Annotated in this window: 13 protein-coding genes; all 13 read left to right on the top strand. The window is 36.3% G+C overall.

Features of this window, described 5'->3' with window-relative positions; genetic code table 11:
* The first annotated feature begins 76 nt into the window (after positions 1-76).
* The 13 genes from EO121_RS04655 to EO121_RS04715 all read left to right on the top strand — a co-directional run bounded on the left by EO121_RS04655 (position 77) and on the right by EO121_RS04715 (position 17,989).
* A complete protein-coding gene (locus EO121_RS04655) occupies positions 77-1,285 on the top strand; it encodes an S-layer homology domain-containing protein (RefSeq protein ID WP_127166520.1) in 1,209 nt (402 codons plus the stop codon).
* Between the two features lie 942 nt (positions 1,286-2,227).
* On the top strand, positions 2,228-3,454 hold the full coding sequence (locus EO121_RS04660) for an S-layer homology domain-containing protein (RefSeq protein WP_127166396.1): 1,227 nt from the start codon (positions 2,228-2,230) through the stop codon (positions 3,452-3,454).
* Between the two features lie 504 nt (positions 3,455-3,958).
* Positions 3,959-5,212, top strand: coding sequence for an S-layer homology domain-containing protein (locus EO121_RS04665; protein ID WP_127166398.1), 1,254 nt, complete (start codon positions 3,959-3,961; stop codon positions 5,210-5,212).
* A gap of 269 nt (positions 5,213-5,481) precedes the next feature.
* On the top strand, positions 5,482-6,045 hold the full coding sequence (locus EO121_RS04670; protein WP_164725864.1) for a phosphatase PAP2 family protein: 564 nt from the start codon (positions 5,482-5,484) through the stop codon (positions 6,043-6,045).
* 78 nt (positions 6,046-6,123) lie between these two features.
* Entirely contained in the window at positions 6,124-6,438 is a 315-nt protein-coding gene (locus EO121_RS04675; protein ID WP_127161313.1) for a hypothetical protein, read from the top strand.
* Positions 6,439-6,773: 335 nt separating this feature from the next.
* On the top strand, positions 6,774-7,646 hold the full coding sequence (locus tag EO121_RS04680) for a sirohydrochlorin cobaltochelatase (RefSeq protein WP_240629388.1): 873 nt from the start codon (positions 6,774-6,776) through the stop codon (positions 7,644-7,646).
* 157 nt (positions 7,647-7,803) lie between these two features.
* Positions 7,804-9,753, top strand: a complete 1,950-nt coding sequence (locus EO121_RS04685; protein ID WP_164725865.1) for an LTA synthase family protein — start codon at positions 7,804-7,806, stop codon at positions 9,751-9,753.
* Between the two features lie 241 nt (positions 9,754-9,994).
* A complete protein-coding gene (locus EO121_RS04690) occupies positions 9,995-11,593 on the top strand; it encodes a hypothetical protein (RefSeq protein ID WP_127166404.1) in 1,599 nt (532 codons plus the stop codon).
* A gap of 127 nt (positions 11,594-11,720) precedes the next feature.
* Positions 11,721-12,674: a dTDP-glucose 4,6-dehydratase gene (rfbB, locus tag EO121_RS04695; protein WP_127166406.1), complete on the top strand. Its 954-nt coding sequence runs from the start codon at positions 11,721-11,723 to the stop codon at positions 12,672-12,674.
* Positions 12,675-12,802: 128 nt separating this feature from the next.
* Positions 12,803-14,779 (top strand): LTA synthase family protein, encoded by a 1,977-nt coding sequence (locus EO121_RS04700; RefSeq protein ID WP_127166408.1) that lies wholly within the window; start codon positions 12,803-12,805, stop codon positions 14,777-14,779.
* A 106-nt stretch (positions 14,780-14,885) separates the two neighbouring features.
* A complete protein-coding gene (locus tag EO121_RS04705) occupies positions 14,886-15,644 on the top strand; it encodes a glycosyltransferase family 2 protein (protein WP_127166410.1) in 759 nt (252 codons plus the stop codon).
* Between the two features lie 34 nt (positions 15,645-15,678).
* Positions 15,679-16,812, top strand: a complete 1,134-nt coding sequence (locus EO121_RS04710; protein WP_127166412.1) for a glycosyltransferase — start codon at positions 15,679-15,681, stop codon at positions 16,810-16,812.
* Between the two features lies 1 nt (position 16,813).
* Positions 16,814-17,989 (top strand): glycosyltransferase, encoded by a 1,176-nt coding sequence (locus EO121_RS04715; RefSeq protein ID WP_127166414.1) that lies wholly within the window; start codon positions 16,814-16,816, stop codon positions 17,987-17,989.
* Positions 17,990-18,020 lie beyond the last annotated feature (31 nt).

Raw genomic sequence — 18,020 nt, forward strand, 5'->3', positions numbered from 1 at the left:
AAAGAATAGCGCTAGCTATTTCCATAGCTAGCGCTAAAAGCTTTTACATGAGTAGCCCCCACATTTGACAAAGAGCCTGAAAAAACATTTAGCAGTATTAGCTGCAACAGCAGTATTGGGCGTAACTTCTGCATTCGCAGCAAACCCATTCTCCGATGTAACTCCACAAGATTGGGCATACCAAGCAGTAGCTCAATTGGCAGCTCAAGGCGTAGTTAACGGCTACCCAGATGGCACTTTCCAAGGCCAAAACAACATCACTCGTTATGAAATGGCACAAATGGTTGCTAAAGCATTAGTTCGTCAAGATCGTGTTGACGCTGAACAAAATGCAATCATCAATCGTTTAGCTAACGAATTCTCCGCTGAGTTGAACAACTTAGGCGTTCGTGTAGCTACATTGGAAAACAAAGTGGGCAACTTCAAATTCACTGGTGATGCTCGTCTTCGTTACACTGGTTCTAATGATGCACGTGATTCTAAATTCCAATACCGTGGTCGTGTAAAATTCGAAGCAACTGTAAACGACAATACTAAAGCAGTTGTTCGTTTAGCTACTAATAATAAAGAATTTGGTGCAGCAGGTAATCCTACTACAGCTCTCGACCGTGTATATGTACAACATAACTTCGGCAAATATGCAACTGTAACAGCTGGTCGTCAAGACTTAACAGTTGGTGCAGGGCTTGCATATGATGATGTGTTTGAAGGTGTTGTAGCTAACGTTGGTAAAGACAAATTAAATGCATCTGTTGCATATGGTTACTTACAAGCAGGTAAATACCAAACATTAAAATTTGAAGGCGAACGTAATGAAAATGCACAAATAGCTATTTACCAATTAAATACTATGCCAACTGAAAAAGTAGCGGTAAAAGGTTTCTATGCTGATGTACATGAAGATGGTGTAGATAATGCATATGGTGCGTCCCTTGACCTTACTCTTGGCAAAAAAGTTTGGGTTGGCGGTGAATATGTTAAAACTGAAACTTTAGGTGCTAATGGTGAAGGTTGGACTGCAGGCTTAGGCTATGGTAAAGCTAACATTAAACAAGCTGGTACTTGGGGTGTGAAAGCTCAATACTTCGATATCAAGAAAGATGCTCCTGTAGTATCTACTACTTGGAATTTAATTGATAAAGATCAAAAAGGTGTATTAGCAACAGTAAACTACACTGTAGCTAAAAACGTAGGCCTTAATGGTTATGCAACAATTGATACTAAAGGTCAAGATAACAAAGCTAAAGCAGAAACTTACCGTGCAGAACTTAACTACAAATTCTAATTTGACAGTTAAACATATAAAAAGAACTCCTTCGGGGGTTCTTTTTTGCTTTATAATAAATGTTGGAGCTACTCATACAAGAGTAGTCGTCAACATTTTATGGCTCTATAATATCTCTGGGGGACAGCAAAAGTCATCCCCCCGAGGTATATTTTTTATGCAAAAAAGTAGGCATATCATTCAGTTTACTTTACAATATAAGTAACCACACCAATAAGAAATGACTGAAGCATATGCCTACATTAGATTAAACTGATTTTTTTACAAATATCAAAGCAAATTTTATTCATGATGTCGTATTTGATGAGGAAAGCAACGCTGTTATCTATTATATTAAGTTGCCTAGAGTCACTCATACTTATACAGATATTGCTAAAGATCTAGATGTATCCACTACCACTGTTATCCGCATGTTTACCAAGACCTTTCACTTTGGGATACCAGAGTATTTACCGGCAGCACTAGCTATTGATGAGTTAACAAAACTAAAGTATTGAAACGGAATAGCTATGGTGTTCGTCATTTCGGTCGATTTAGAGCTAGGTTGCTGATGATTTTGCCTAGTATCTACAACAAGCCTGATATACCTGTATCTGTCGCTGTATAGGCTATTAACTATATTATATGATAGTAGACTCCCCACAAAAAGAAACATCCTCTAGAATTAATAAAGTCTCGTCCATACTAGTTTGGATACCTATATAGGGAGAGACTATAAATACACATAACGATAAAAAATGTGAAAAAGATTGCATTTATATAGTTGCTGTGATATGATATGAACATATCGAATACATATAGTGTGGATTAGTTATAGAATTGTATTACTACAATGTGAGGAAACGTGGACACTCCATGGAAAAGTAATATGAGGATATAAGCAATCTAACTGAATGTAGGAGATATGTTTATATTATTATTTTTCAATGAGAGGTAATTATCATGAAAAAACATTTAGCAGTATTGGCTGCCACAGCAGTATTGGGTGTGACTTCTGCGTTCGCAGCAAACCCATTCTCCGATGTAACTCCACAAGATTGGGCATACCAAGCAGTAGCTCAATTGGCTTCCCAAGGCGTAGTGAATGGCTATCCTGATGGCACTTTCCAAGGCCAAAACAACATCACTCGTTACGAAATGGCTCAAATGGTAGCAAAAGCTATGGTTCGTCAAGACCGTGTTGACGCAGAACAAAATGCCATCATCAACCGTTTAGCTAACGAATTCTCCGCTGAATTGAATAACTTAGGTGTTCGTGTTGCTACATTAGAAAACAAAGTAGGTAACTTCAAATTCACTGGTGATGCTCGTCTTCGTTACAAAGCAAAAGAAAATGATGGTCGTCATTCTACATTTGACTACCGTGGTCGTGTGAAATTCGAAGCCACTGTAAACGACAACACTAAAGCAGTTATTCGTTTAATAGGTGAAAAACAATTTGGTACGGCTGCTCGACCAAAAACAGAAGTTGACCGCGTATATGTTCAACATAACTTCGGTAAATATGCAACAGTAACAGCTGGTCGTCAAAACTTAATAGTAGGTAGTGGTCTTGCATATGATGATACTTTTGAAGGTGCAGTAGCAACTGTAGGTAAAGATAAATTAAATGCAACAGTTGGTTATGGTTATCTTTTAGCAGGTCCTGCAAAGTCTGCTTTCGTAACAGCTGCAACTCCTAAACAAAACCATGAAGTAAATACATACCAAGTGAACTTCATGCCAACTGAAAAAGTGGCTGTAAAAGGTTACTTTGTAGATTTCCATAAAAATGAAAAAACTATCACTCCAGCAGAAGACTTCCATGGTGCAGCTGTAGACGTTAATCTAACTGATAAAGTTTGGGTTGGCGGTGAATATGTTCGTGCAGAACAAAAAGGTGCTGACGGCGAAGCATGGATTGCTGGTGTAGGTTACGGCGAAGCTAGTATGGCTAAAGCTGGCACTTGGGGTGTGAAAGCTCAATACTTTGATGTAAAAGACCAAGCTCCATTATACGGTACAACTTGGAACTTTGTTAATGCTGACCGCAAAGGTGTATTAGCAACTGTGGACTACACTGTAGCTAAAAACGTAGGTCTTTCTGCTTACGCAACAATCGACACTAAAGATCAAGCTGACGAAGCAAAACCAGAATCTTACCGTGCAGAACTTAACTACAAATTCTAATTTGCTAGTTACACATATAAAAAAGAACTCCTTCGGGAGTTCTTTTTTGCATACTTGATAGTATAAAATATACTTATGAGCGCCTAGAATATAAATTTATTATTCAGGGTATAACATACTATATAATAAACATCATAAAGGCTAATAATGGTTATGTTGTGGAATCTAGTGCATGCAGCTGTTTTATATGGATAGTAGAGATCAGTCAGGGTAAGACCTATTCTATCGGTGTAGATACATACTAGGGATTAGCATATGATGATTTGCTTTCAGAATAAATCGTATATTCACAAAATGTGTATATATGTCTATATAAATTGCATTTAATATATACCTATGATACTATTAAAGCAAGTCTAACAGATATAGTAAGGGGATGCATGTAGAGCTACTTGCTACTCGATGAGAATGCGGGGATGCTCAATGGAAAGTACTACATAACAGTATCGGATCTTCTATATGAATGGACAAGGGTATTATTTGTTTTTATAAAGGGTATTTATTATGAGAAAACAGTTAGCAGTATTAGCAGCAACAGCGGTGTTGGGTGTAACATCTGCCTTGGCAGCACATCCATTTTCTGATGTAACAGCACAAGATTGGGCATATCAAGCTGTAGAACGATTGGCAGCAGAAGGGGTTATCGAAGGTTATCCAGATGGCACGTTCAAAGGTCAACGTAACATCACTCGTTATGAAATGGCGCAAATGATCGCCAGAGCCGATGCGCATCAAGATGAAGTAACAGCTGAGCAAAGAGCAACTATCCAACGTTTGGCAAATGAATTTGCTAACGAATTACAAGCATTTGGCGTGCGAGTGAATCGATTAGAAGATAAAGTGGGGAACTTTAAATTTAGTGGAGATGCACGGTTAAGATATGATAATGTGTATCCTGGAGAGCACGGAACAGAGACGCTTAATGGTAAATCTTCATTTTATTATAGGGCTCGTTTAAAATTTGAAGCTACAATTGATGAGAAAACCAAGGCAGCAGTACGTCTTTCTACGGGTGATACAAGATTTGATGAAGAAGGTCATTCAGGAACAAGTGTTGATGAAGTGTATGTACAACATCAATTTGGTAAACATGTGCTAGCTACAGTAGGTCACAAGGACTATATTGTCGGTAATGGCTTAACATATGATGATTCTTTTTCGGGAGTTAAGCTTCGTATTGGTGATGAGAAGTTAAATACTAATCTTTCCTTCGGATATATTAATAGTAATGGTAAAAAAGCTGTATCCATTTATGAAGTTGGATATCGTCCAAATCAATCCGTAAACTTAAAAGGATTTTATATTGATCGACACAGTTCGAAGTCTAATAATGATAAGACTAAAAAGTTGACAGATATTTTTGGTGGTTCTTTAGATGTTTACTTGGGTAGCGATAACAAAATTTGGCTTGGTGGTGAATATGCTAGAAAAGAACGACAAGGTGCTGATGGAGAATCATGGATTGTAGGAGGTGGTTATGGAAAAGCTGATATCCTACAATCTAAAACTTGGGACGTGAAGGTGCAATACTTTAACTTTAAGAAGGAAACATTTGTAAAACATACAACATATGATGTTCCTACATATTACTATAATTTTGTGCCTGCTCACGCTAATTCAAAAGGATGGTTAGCGACTGTAGATTATACATTGACTAAGAACCTTGGTTTGTCAGCATATGCTAGCTTCAAGAGTAAAACACAGGATAACGTAAATAAACCAGAATTGTACCGTCTAGATCTGAACTACCAATTCTAATTTATACCAGAAAAAGAACTCCTCTAGGGGTTCTTTTTGTCTATCTATGTAGAGAGAGTGTGTGTATTAATCTTTGTTTCTAATCAGGTGTGTGATATGAACTTTATAACGAGGGTATGAAGGCAATGTTATTTTATCATGAGAGCCAGGCACCATATATTCTTTACATGATGATAAGAAAACGTGATATAATAATACATAATCTATCTCTTTGTTAGGAAATGGAAGGTGTTATAATGAATGACTGGCTGTTTTTGCTGATCAATAGTATGGCTAATCGTAGTGTTATCATCGACGCGCTGATGATAACGATTTCTAAGCTTGTACCTTATGTATATATGCTCGTCTTAGCAGGGCTATTTGTAAAAGGATTCCGTGTAAACAGTTTCAAGCTGCGTGCTGAAAGTTTCGCTACCGGTGTGCTATTGGTATTGTGTTTAATCGGTAGTTTTATCTTAGGATCTATGTTTTATGAAAGTCGGCCGTTTGTGGAGCATCCTGAAACTATTTTAATATTGAACCATGCTGCAGATGCTAGCTTTCCAAGTGACCATGCAGTAGGTACAATGGCCATCGCTTGTGGGATTTTATTCTATCGTTGGAAATGGGGTACTTGGATGGTCTACGGATCTATCTTAGTAGGTTTTTCTCGTGTCTTTGTAGGTAACCATTACCCTGGAGATATACTAGGGGCTTTCATCCTCGTGTGGATTTTGACGGCTATCTATAATAAAACTATACGTCGTGGCGTGGTACGATTGTATAGAGAATTAGATACACGACTTATGCGTGAGTATGTACGACGCTTTAAGGCGCGTAGACACATCGCATGACTAGTATATAAGTAGTCATAGGAATCTGAATGATTGTATATAAAAGGTATATTACAATATACTGCATAGGAGGTTATCATGGATTTTCAAAGTTCTGCAGGTCCGAATCAATATAGCGATTCTGTTTATGAAGTGGTGTTTACGCCAGTATTGGAACGCCCAGAGTATCAAGGAGAGCCATTACATTCTTTATTATTGGAATTACGTGAAAAAATGGGGCAATCTGATTTTGATCAATATATCAATAGTTTAATTTCTATCAAATACAATGGGACGGCTTTATGGTTGATTACAAAAAGTGAACGAAATCGAACATTGATTGAAGGTCGATTCTTACCCTTGTTGCGTGAAGTGTTCAAGGTAGCAGCGCCACGGATTATTTCACAACCATAGAATGGTAGGAGTTATTCCTGGTTAAAGGTTTAGTGATGTTAAGATTTGAGAATGGTCATAAGATCTTTTCTCAAATCTTTTTTTGCTCTTTTTCAAATGTGGGGGCTATTTATATAAAAAGCTTTTAGAGCTAGCTATCTAATTAGTGACACAGTGCAAGAATAGAGGAATATTTGGGCATGGATTCATGTATATTTCTAAGGTGTATATTCATTGATATAACTTTCAAAAATGAGAAAAATTATCATTGACATAATGCAAAACGTGACGTATCATAAGTATTAAGAAGTGTGTTTATGTAACCCAACAAACAAGGAATTAATATGGAGGCATATATGAATCAACGTGGTATTGTGTTAGCAACATTCGGTTCTATCTACGGAGATGCGGTGGAAGCATCAGTAGGGGCTATGGAACGACGGATTATGGAAATGTATCCTGGCGTGGAAGTGCGTCGTGTGTTTTTATCGGACGCATTGGTAGATAAATGGAACGAAAAATATGATGCGCAAGTCTATACATTAATTGGTGCCATTGAAAGCTTGGCGAATGCAGGTGTAACAGATATCTTTGTACAACCATTTGCCTTAGTGTGGGACCAATGTTATGTACAAATGCGTAAAGAAGTGATGAAAGAAGCTCATGATCGTGGCTTGCGTGCTACGGTGGGTAAACCATTGTTGAACTCCTTAGGCGTGAAGAACTATGCTGACGATTACTCCGATACGATAGAAGCCATCATCAAACATATTAATATTCGTGCTTTAAATAAAACTGTGTTATTAATGGCAAATGGACAAAACCAATTAGAATACAGTGCGTTACAGTTAAAATGCTTGTACGGCGCCGGGCAAAATGTGGTGGTATTTACTGCCAATGGATTCCCTAATTTCAAACAAGCTTTGACGTTGTTGGAACGATTGGACCATCAAGAAGTATTGGTGGTGCCATTGGCGTTGATTGGATCAGCTCACTTGATGGATTACTTAGGTGGTGAACGTTCAGACTCCATCGCTACCTTGTTAGGACAACAAGGCTATGGCGTATCAATCTGGAACGAAGGGTTAGGAGAAAATCCATATATCCAAGAATTATTTGTGAAACACTTGTCTCAAGTCATTCGCAGTGCAGAGCGTCGCACCTTGCGTCAACGTGAAACAGGAGAAGGTAAGCCAGTTGTGAAACATGGAGCTTTCAGAACCGCATAAGAGAATATAAATTATCGCATATCATGATACGTCATGGTATGCGATTTTTTGATTGTTACGGTAATTTGGAGTATAATGGAAAGTAATAATAGTCGAACGATGACGATATTCTGTCACAATAGATATCGATACAATTTGTAATAAGGGGAGTAGACTCATGGGACATACAAAGCTATCTAACTGGATACGTGGACTACAGTTAGATGTAAAAGGATTACTTTGGTTCTCCGCACTATTCATGGTGTTTCGGATTGCCTTTATTGGGCTCTTTCAAGATCAACTAGGCGAAGTGGGTGCCGGGGATATTCTTGAGGCTTTATGGTTAGGATTTCGGATTAGTTTAAAAACAGCGGGGGCTATCGTACTGCTTACGTTTGTATTTTCTACATTACCTGGTATATGGGGGAGTTGGAAATGGTATTCACCTTGGGCGATTCGTCGTTGGATATACGGAATTAGCACTGCCTTATTTACGTTTTTATTTTGTTTACGGATTCCTTACTTTACGATCTTCCATGCGTCCTTTAATGCCATGATTATCAACGGTGCTCATGACGATATTGGGGCGACCTTACAAACGGGAATTTCTGAATATGGATTACTTTGGAGGTTACCTTTAGCCGTTGTGTTCTGTGCAGTGATGGTTTATATGTTTATGAAAGTTTACACTAACCGCACTTGGAGCGTACAGATACATGGTAAGGGCAAACAAATTGCTACGGTTATAGGGTCTATCTTATTAGTAGTTGCCGTAGGTATTGGATTGCGATTTGGTGGTGCTTTTACCTATAATGGATCAATCCATTGGGAAAATGCAGCACGGACGAAGTCTAATCTACTAAATGAAGCAATTCTAGATGATGGACAAGCCTTAAAACGAGTGTCCACTATTTATGAACGATCTAAACAAGCGAAGAGAATTACCATTACTGGTGCTGAGCTGAAAGAGATCATCCAATCTGTGGGAGGTAATCCGCAAGCAAACACCATTGATGAAGCATTTACACGGACTATTACAGAAGAAAAATTACCTACACAGCCGAATAATGTTATCTTTGTACTAGGTGAAAGTTACGGCTTGTGGCCGTTCTTGCCAAACTATGAAGAATTAGGGACTTACATTGTGCAAGAGGGCAAGGCGATTCAAAATTCACCAAAAGCGATGCACACGAAATATATGCTAGCCCATGGCACAGGCACTATGCCAGCTATCAATGGATTTGTTACAGGCTTAGCCGATGCGGGTTTATATCCAAATTATGAAGGGCAGTCCTATAAAGCGAAATATGGTACTGGTATTGCGCAAATGTTGAAACATTTTGGCTATAAAACAGTGTTTTGGTATGGTGGATTTGGAACTTGGCAAGATGTGGAAAGATTTGCTCTAGCACAAGGGTTTGACGAGTTCCATGGTGCGACCAGTTTCCCTTATGAAGGAGGCAATGCTTGGGGCGCTCCAGACGGAGATTTATTCCAAGCCATTACAAACTATGTGAAAAACGAGCAACCAGGCGAAAAAGTATTCCATTTTATCATGACATCCTCGAATCATCCACCGTATTCGGTAGATCTAGCAAAAGCTGGTTTTGATGCGTCCAAAGTAATTGGCAAAGGCGATGACTCTATCAAAAAGGATGACAAAACGGTGAACGAAATCGGCCATTTCTGGTATGCAGATATGACAATGGGTAACATGATTCGTGAGGTAGAAGCGATAGATCCTACGATGGTAACCTTGATTACAGGTGACCACTCTGAACGCTTTAGCTTTGCCACTCAAGTAGATATTCCAACCTTCTCGGCGATACCATTCATTGTCTATGGACAAGGTATCAACCCTAGTTGGCTAAGTGAAAGTAGTTTCGGTAGTGCTTTACAAATTAATCCTACATTGGCAGAGCTAGTAGGTCGTAAGGGTGATACATATATGAGCTTAATGCCAAGTCTATTTACACAACCAAAAATGGGCTTTAACCATCGCTTGTATGTAGATGCTAGTGGTATCCATGAACAAGGTCAAGCTATGCCAGAAGAATATGCGAAGTATATTAAGGCATTGAGGACAATAAGCGTGTGGCGGATCGTGAGAGGGAATACGATGGAGTAGGAGGCATATATCTTTGGCGTGTCTGCATTATTTTTTGTACAACAGACGATAATGACTTTGTAGAATTTGCACTTAGTGGAAGACTTTCAGCTACATTAATGTGGAAATATACATTAAAGCTTATTGATAAGACTCTACTATAGAGAAAATTAAAAGAATCTACGGAGATTGTTGAAGGATATATTGAGCAGTCAATTCGACAATTATATAATATAAAATAATAAATGAAAGAGGTGATTTAATGGATAATTCAATTTATCAAAGTGAAATGATGGACTTTATCAAAAAATTTCCAAACAATGGAAATGTAATGATTCCAATTCATGGTCGAACAAAAAAATATGGTACCGATGCATATTTTCAATGTAGATTGTTTGCGTTAGAGTCTGCTAACAGGGAATTAGAGACAGTTGATACAAATAATTGGGAGGGTATCTCTCCAGGTTTTAATCAAATTGGATTTCGAGATGATGAAGCTATTTATTCGAGATTCAATAATCAAGTTAATATGGAGCCTTTTGTTATAGAAAGGAATTATCATGGTCTTGAGAAACAAGATGAACTTGAAATTGTTGAAGAGTTTAGATTGCTTAATAACTTATTTTTTGATAGAGCAAAAAATGAATATGTTGATTTGATAAAAGAAAAAACTGTAATAAGAATAGAAGAGGGCCTTGTAACTGTAGACAGAAAATATTTAAAGAGATATCTTTCTGTGAAAGGTATGGTTATGCTTGTTCATTGTGATAGCAGATATTTTACAACTAAGGTTGATCAAAGTTTGCCTAAAGATTCTAATACTGAAGTGATGGATAATAAAATATACACGCTATCATTTTACGAGAACTGCGGTAATCCGTTCTCAATACTTTATGCAAAAACAGCAATTAATGGCTGTCCTATTCAAGAATGTGAATATTGGCCGTATACTGAAAGTAAGGAGTATGAAGACTACGCTATTGGTGTTGACGAAGATGGAAATGAAATATTCTGTACATCTGATCCTTCAATGCTGTCAAACTGTTTTGAAGAGCATAATGAATCACCGAATTATCTTACGCTAGTATTTTTTAAACGAGAGGTATTAAAAAAATATTATGATGATCCTGATAAGTATTCTATTGAATCAGGGTTATTATGCTGTGGAACATTATGGTCGATATATATTGACAACGAAAGCAATGAATACGTTTCAGCTTATCTTGGTGATTTAGGAAGGAATCTTTCGAGAAAAGAGCAGATGCACTGGAAAAATTACAATATTACGATTGATGGAAAAATTAGCGAATTAAAGTTCAGTTTGGATTTTTTAAGTAGGTTTGGTTCATCGGAATCTCCTATTTTTATTTTTCAAAATGAATATAAAAAGTTAAATCAAATATTTAAAGAAAAATTTGGTTATCCATTATTTCTAAAACTGCATAACGATGATAAATATATACTTAAAACACTTAGAATTCCATTCTTGGAATCGCAAGCTGAATTTGATCAACAAATATTAGCTCTCGTAAAATTGATTATAGATTCGGTGAATGAAAGAGGCGTTGAATTATTGCTATCATCAGAAACCGAAAAATTATCTGGTAGTATTTCAAAATTAAAGGCACTATTTAGTCAGTACAAACTGACAGACTATGAAGATAAAATAAAATTTTTGAGGAACTTACAAGAATTAAGGTCCTCAAGTGCTGCTCATAAAAAAGGTAAAAATTATAATAAAATTGCTAAAATTTTTCAAATAGGAGAAATATCAAAAATAGAAGTATTTGAAAAAATTATAAATAATGCAATTGATTTATTAATTTATATTAAGAATAATTTGGATAAAATAAACTCTTGAATATCTTAATTGCATTGATAATAGTAATATGCTTGTGCTATAAAATAAGTAGTAAAATGGTATCGTCTTAGAGCATGCCAGCTTGCCCGCTACTTATGTAGCGGGTTTCTTTTGTATAGGAGAGTATATGAAAATCCTAGTTACAGGCGGTTGTGGCTTTATAGGTAGCCATTTCTTACGATATATGATGAAGGCCTATCCAGATGATTTTTTTATCTGTTTAGATACCTTAACCTATGCAGGGAATAAGAACAATATAGCAGATTTCTTAAATCGTTCACGGTTTACTATGGTAGAAGGGAACATTCGAGATGCTGACTTTGTAGACACTTTGTTTGCTACCCATAAACCAGATATATTAGTACATTTTGCAGCGGAGACCCATGTAGATCGAAGTATTGTAGGGCCACAAGTGTTTTTAGAGACAAATGTCATCGGTACAGGCGTTTTGCTTGATGCTTGTTTGCGCTATGGAATAGAGCATTTTCATCACGTATCTACCGATGAGGTATATGGTGCATTGCCTCTACAAGGTGGGAGTCCATTTACGGAACAAAGCCCATTAAAACCTACTAGTCCCTATGCAGCTTCAAAGGCGTCTTCAGACCTATTAGTATTGAGTTATTATAAAACCTATGGATTGCCAGTAACAATATCTAGATGTTCTAATAATTATGGAACTCATCAGTATCCGGAAAAATTAATTCCTCTTATGATACAAAAGGCGCTACAAGGGAAACCATTGCCAGTCTATGGCGATGGATTGAATGTACGAGATTGGATTCATGTTGTGGATCATTGTAGGGCCATTGATTATATCCTACAAAAAGGTAAAGTAGGAGAAGTGTATAATATAGGGGCTCGTGAAGAAATTTCCAATATTGACCTGGTGAAACTAATGTTAAATGTATTAGGAAAACCTCATGAACTTATTACTTATGTGCCAGACCGATTGGGCCATGATTTGCGATATGCCATAGATAGCAGTAAGCTAGAATCATTGGGATGGAAACCAGAATATACCATAGAAGAGACTTTAAAAGAGCTTGTGGAATGGTATAGGAAACGGCTGTTCAAATAAATCTATATTCGTGATAGAATTTCACCGGATATTAGATAGTATAGACCTAGGTAATAGGGAAGAATATATGCCAGAACCTTTATTGTCGGTAGTTATACATTACTTTTTTTAAGATATTATGGTGAATTATGGAACTTTCAATTTTACAAGGCTTACAACAAGATATAAAAATTTTTCTGCTAAGTCCCATACTATGTGCTATCTTTAGATTTTTATTTATCTACCATTTTGCACCGAATCGAACGTATAAAGGTCAAGAACAAAAATGGCATACATGCTTTAACTATGGGTTTTGGTGGGGTATGGACTTTAATGCCTATGTGCTACTATTTTTATTTTTGCTAGTCACATTGCCTTCACTGGGGCTTGAATCTATTTACGTTCATGGTGATTCTATTAGAGTGATTTTGGGAACTTTATATTTCCTTGTAGTATATATAGCTTTTTTAGGAAAATTAATTTTCTATTATCATTACAAGGATACATATAATTCAAATTTGCGATTAGGAAGAAATGCAGATAAAAGAAATTTGTTAGATATTTTCTTTAACCAAAATCATGGATGGTGGATTTTGCTATCCTTGCCAATCTATACAATAGGAATGTACTACTTCCTTAATTGGGTGTTAGAAGTAGGAACTCTTGCAGTGCCGACAGTTTATTCGAAAACTATGTACTATATAGTTAATACGGTAACAGTAATAGCCACAGTAATCGTATATTATTGGTTTCGTTACGGTGGTACATTTAAGCATCGTAATAAACCTGAATGGGACACAGTGCCTGAAGTAGTTAAGCGAGATATGTTTTTTGCGAAAGCTTGTATCGATGATTTAATTGCTTTTGAATTAGCTATTCGGACAAAACCGCAAGAAATATTAGCACATAGTGATGCGGAGTCTATTCAAATTTTAAAGCCTATGATTAAGGTTGAACATGATTTAGTAGGTGCGATTTGGAATTCTTTGCGTAGAAAAACGACTGGACCAAGAATTAAAAAGCCTAAAAAGATATTTTTAATCGTAGAAGAAAGTTATAGTCAGTTCGCATTTGATGATGTATATAAAGATATACCAATTGCTAATGCAGGGCGACGTATTCGTGAACAAAGTACTACAATTCATATCGATAATTTTTTGGCAGGAGGACTAATATCTCAGCCTTCTATTAGCTCTATGTTAAATGGTATTTACGATGTAAATTTAGAATTGAATGAAAAAGCATATTTTTGGAATCATCAACTACCAACATCATTGGGAAAACAGATTTCAGAGTTAGGGTATACATGTTCGCTGTGGTATGGTGGCTCCCTATCCTGGTCTAGCTTAGGTTTATTTGCTAAAGGAAATGGATTTTATAATGTTTATTCTGGGTTTGATATTACATCTAGTGATACACCACATACGTGGTTGGGAGTCTATGACCATTTGTTTTTAGAGGGGATACAACAAAAGTTAGATGAAAACAATACAGGTAACTATGAATTTCATTTTATCTATACTACCTCAAATCATGGACCGTACACGATTCCAATTGAAAAGTATGGATTTGAAAAAGAAGAATTGTTAAAAAAACTGCCAGACTATTTATACAAATATGCTGAAGATATTGGTACTTATGCGTATTGTGATTGTTATTTAAGTCAGTTTGTGCGTTATGTTCAAGAAACCTACGAAGATAGTCTAGTTATAGTAACGGGTGACCATACGAGAAGGTTACCTATGCCATGTCAAGATAAAGGTAGGGTTCATCGATTACGCGAAGATATAAGTACAGCATTTTATCTATCCCATAAAGACTTTGATAAAAGCCTATTAAATGGTGTAAGAATAGGAACGCACATGAATATTTTGCCAACTATTATGGAGTTAATAGCACCTAAAGAGTATGAATATGTAAGTTTATTCCCATCTTTGTTTGAACCACAAAAATTTATTGTAACTCCATATCATTGGCTCAGTAATAGTCATATTGGACTTTTTAAAGATCAAAGTGTAGAGACCTTAGATGGAACACAAGTATATGATTACAATTTAACAAATGTAGTAGCTTTACAACAGGCATATATGGAAGTAACAGGAGCCATTGTTCGACATCATGTATAACCTGTTGTTGAATACAAGGCGTAAACTTGATACAATAAAAGATGAATAAAAGACTATCACGAAAGGTGATAGTCTTTGTCATATGTCGATACATAAGAGGAAGTTTATGAATACAGTTAGTGTGCTAATTTTAACAAGAAATGAAGAACAGAATATTAAGGATTGTATAGAAAGTTGTCAACCTTTTGCTGATGAAGTGATTGTTATCGATGATGGTAGTGAAGATAATACAGTATCCATTGCAGAGTCATTAGGTGCAAAAGTTGTGCATCGTTCAATGAATGGCGATTGGGGAACTCAACAAACGTTTGCTATAAAGCAAGCTAGCAGTCATTGGATATTTTTTATTGATGCGGATGAACGATGCAGTTCAGAGCTATGCAAAGAGATTAATTTAGCTGTACAAGGAGAGGATTTAACATACTGGATACAACGACATAATCGCTTTCATCATAATGTAGCCACTCATGGAGTACTACGTCCAGATTATGTATGCCGTTTGATGCCCAAAGAAGGTTCCTATGTAGAAGGATATGTTCATCCTACGATTTTTACACCTTATGATAAGAAAGAATTAACAGCACCTATGTACCATTACACCTACGATAATTGGGAGCAATATTTTAATAAATTAAACAAATATACAACCTTATCAGCAGAAAAATATAAAAAGGCTAATAAATCTGTCTCCTTTTTGAAAGATATTGTGTTTCGGCCATTCTGGGCATTTATTAAAATGTATCTTTTACAAGGTGGTATTTTAGATGGGAAAATGGGATGGGTCTTGTCTGTGAATCATTACTTTTACACCATGACAAAATATGTGAAGTTGTATTATTTATATAAATCCAATGGTAAGTTGTAATTAAAGCGTTATAAAATTACGGTAAGGAGTTCCCATGCGAGTTGCCATATTAGAAAGCATTATCATGCCAGCAGGTCATGAAGTAGAGTTTGATAGAATCCTTGTGAATGAAATGAAACAACAAGGGCATGAACCTATATTTTTTGTGCCGGAAAAATTCCCCTTTAAGGTTGATTATGGAGTGCCTGTTTATGAGTTGCAAGGTGGCGAAGTAGTCACGTATGCAGGAGCAACTTGGTATCAAAAACTATGGCGATCCTTACAACGTGAGAAACGACGTGTAGCATGGTTTAACAGTGCTTATGAATTAGCAAAACAAGATGCTTGTGACGCCATAATAATTCCTACAGCGACATATCGCTATATTAAATCTTTGCTGAGAAGTGAATTAAAAAACTCGCCAGTTCCTGTACATATCATATTTCATGGTATCAACCCTAAGGAACAACCTAAGTTTGAAAAACAAGCTAGACGAGTACAGTCGTATAAGAATATTCATTTACACGTCATTACATTGCGAAATGATTTTGCTAATAGTGGTTTAACTAATGTTCAATTAGTGGCTCCACCTGTGTTTAAGCCAGTATTTGATACTACTGTGTCTCTAGAAAGGAATGAGGGACCACTGCGAATTGGCTTTTTTGGACAATTCCGTAGAGAAAAAAATCTAGAGCCATTCATACAAGCTTTTATGCATGCAAACTTTTCAGTACCTGTTGAATTGGTAGTACAAGGTGCAACGGCAAAACCTGAGGATACCGCATTATTTAGCTCACTTATAGAAAAGTACAAAGATATTCCTAATATCGTATTCCGTCATGAAAACTTGATTGGAAAAGATTGGGAAGATGCACTGTTATCTGTGGATGCCATTGCAATGCCATATGCAGCTGAGAGATATAGATACCATTGGGGAGCCATGCTATTTACAGCCATTGGATATAACAAACCAGTACTAGTATCACCAGAATTAAATCCAGAGGTATTAGAGCAATTCCCTATTGGATGTGTGATAAAATCGTTGGAAGAAACGGATATTATTCATGCTATGCAAGAATTAGTAGATTTGTTAAGTACAAAAAAAGTACAAACTAAAGTGGCATTGGAAGAGGCTAACAAAGCATATAGTCATGAGGCGCTAATTCAAGGAGTTTTGAGAGGGATGTAATATGAAAATTTTGTTGGCTAATTTTACAAAAATGGTTGACGATAGTGGTGGACTAGCCAAGGTAACTTGTGCATTTGCCAATGAAATGTACCAACGGGGCCATGAGGTTGTATTAGTATATAGTGATGAACAATCTGGAGAATTTTACTATCCAATAAATAGAGATATCTTACAATATGATTTGCGGAATATGGATAGAAAAAGGGTGACCTATCCCTTTATATTACGGTTAAAACGTGAATGGTATCGAATTTTTAATAAGCAAAAAGCGAGAACCATTAATAATGAATTTGCAGAAACATATTTATTGACACCATTAAAAAAAGTATTAGAAGATACTCAACCTGACGTAATTGTTAGTTTTCAACCAGCAGCAACAAAACTGTTGGTTATGGATTTAAATATCTCCATACCAGTTGTCACAATGAGTCATGGTGATCCAGAAGATTATTTTTACTTTTATCCAAAAGCAGAAATACCAGCTGTAGAGAAATGTGCAATGAATCAAGTTCTTTTACCATCCTTTAAAGAACATCTGTTACATCATTTGCCGAATGCTAAGGTGACTGTGATTGGTAATGCAATTCCACAATACAAGGAACAAGTAGATTTAACTAGAACAAAAGAAATCTATAGAATTGGTTTTTTAGCAAGATTATCAAAAAATCACAAACAACCACACTTGTTAATAGAAGCATTTTGTAAATTAGCAGACGAGTTTCAAAACTGGGAGTTAGTTTTATGGGGCGCAAAAGAAGGAGAAGCTTTTTTTAAACAAATGGAGTTAATGATCTCAACGCATGGTTTGCAAGATCGTATTTATTTTGCGGGATCAACAAATGATGTAGAAGAGGCATTAGTAAGTTGTGATATTTTTGCCTTTCCAAGTGCTTATGAAGGGTTTGGACTATCATTAGGAGAAGCAATGAGTAAGGGCTTACCTGCAGTGGGCTTTGCATCTTGTAGCGCTGTTAATGAACTAATCATTGATGGATATAATGGAATACTGTGTGAAGCTGGTGTCGATGGATTGGCTAGAGGATTAAAGAAATTAATGGGGAATCAGGCATTACGTGTAGAATATGGGGTAAATGCCAATACAAGTATGAAAGTGTATGCACCGGATAGAATATGGGATGAGTGGGAACAGTTATTAAATAACATTAATATAAAATAGGAATTGCTAAGGTAATAATATGTACAAAAAA

This window comes from Veillonella sp. CHU732, assembly GCF_003992085.1.
Classification (GTDB): Bacteria; Bacillota; Negativicutes; order Veillonellales; family Veillonellaceae; genus F0422.

Bases quoted from the DNA above. Each gene is read 5' to 3' on its own strand.
- EO121_RS04660 (WP_127166396.1), top strand. From the start codon at position 2,228: ATGAAAAAACATTTAGCAGTATTGGCTGCCACAGCAGTATTGGGTGTG.
- EO121_RS04665 (WP_127166398.1), top strand. From the start codon at position 3,959: ATGAGAAAACAGTTAGCAGTATTAGCAGCAACAGCGGTGTTGGGTGTA.
- EO121_RS04670 (WP_164725864.1), top strand. From the start codon at position 5,482: ATGGCTAATCGTAGTGTTATCATCGACGCGCTGATGATAACGATTTCT.
- EO121_RS04675 (WP_127161313.1), top strand. From the start codon at position 6,124: ATGGATTTTCAAAGTTCTGCAGGTCCGAATCAATATAGCGATTCTGTT.
- EO121_RS04680 (WP_240629388.1), top strand. From the start codon at position 6,774: ATGAATCAACGTGGTATTGTGTTAGCAACATTCGGTTCTATCTACGGA.
- EO121_RS04685 (WP_164725865.1), top strand. From the start codon at position 7,804: ATGGGACATACAAAGCTATCTAACTGGATACGTGGACTACAGTTAGAT.
- EO121_RS04690 (WP_127166404.1), top strand. From the start codon at position 9,995: ATGGATAATTCAATTTATCAAAGTGAAATGATGGACTTTATCAAAAAA.
- rfbB (WP_127166406.1), top strand. From the start codon at position 11,721: ATGAAAATCCTAGTTACAGGCGGTTGTGGCTTTATAGGTAGCCATTTC.
- EO121_RS04700 (WP_127166408.1), top strand. From the start codon at position 12,803: ATGGAACTTTCAATTTTACAAGGCTTACAACAAGATATAAAAATTTTT.
- EO121_RS04705 (WP_127166410.1), top strand. From the start codon at position 14,886: ATGAATACAGTTAGTGTGCTAATTTTAACAAGAAATGAAGAACAGAAT.
- EO121_RS04710 (WP_127166412.1), top strand. From the start codon at position 15,679: ATGCGAGTTGCCATATTAGAAAGCATTATCATGCCAGCAGGTCATGAA.
- EO121_RS04715 (WP_127166414.1), top strand. From the start codon at position 16,814: ATGAAAATTTTGTTGGCTAATTTTACAAAAATGGTTGACGATAGTGGT.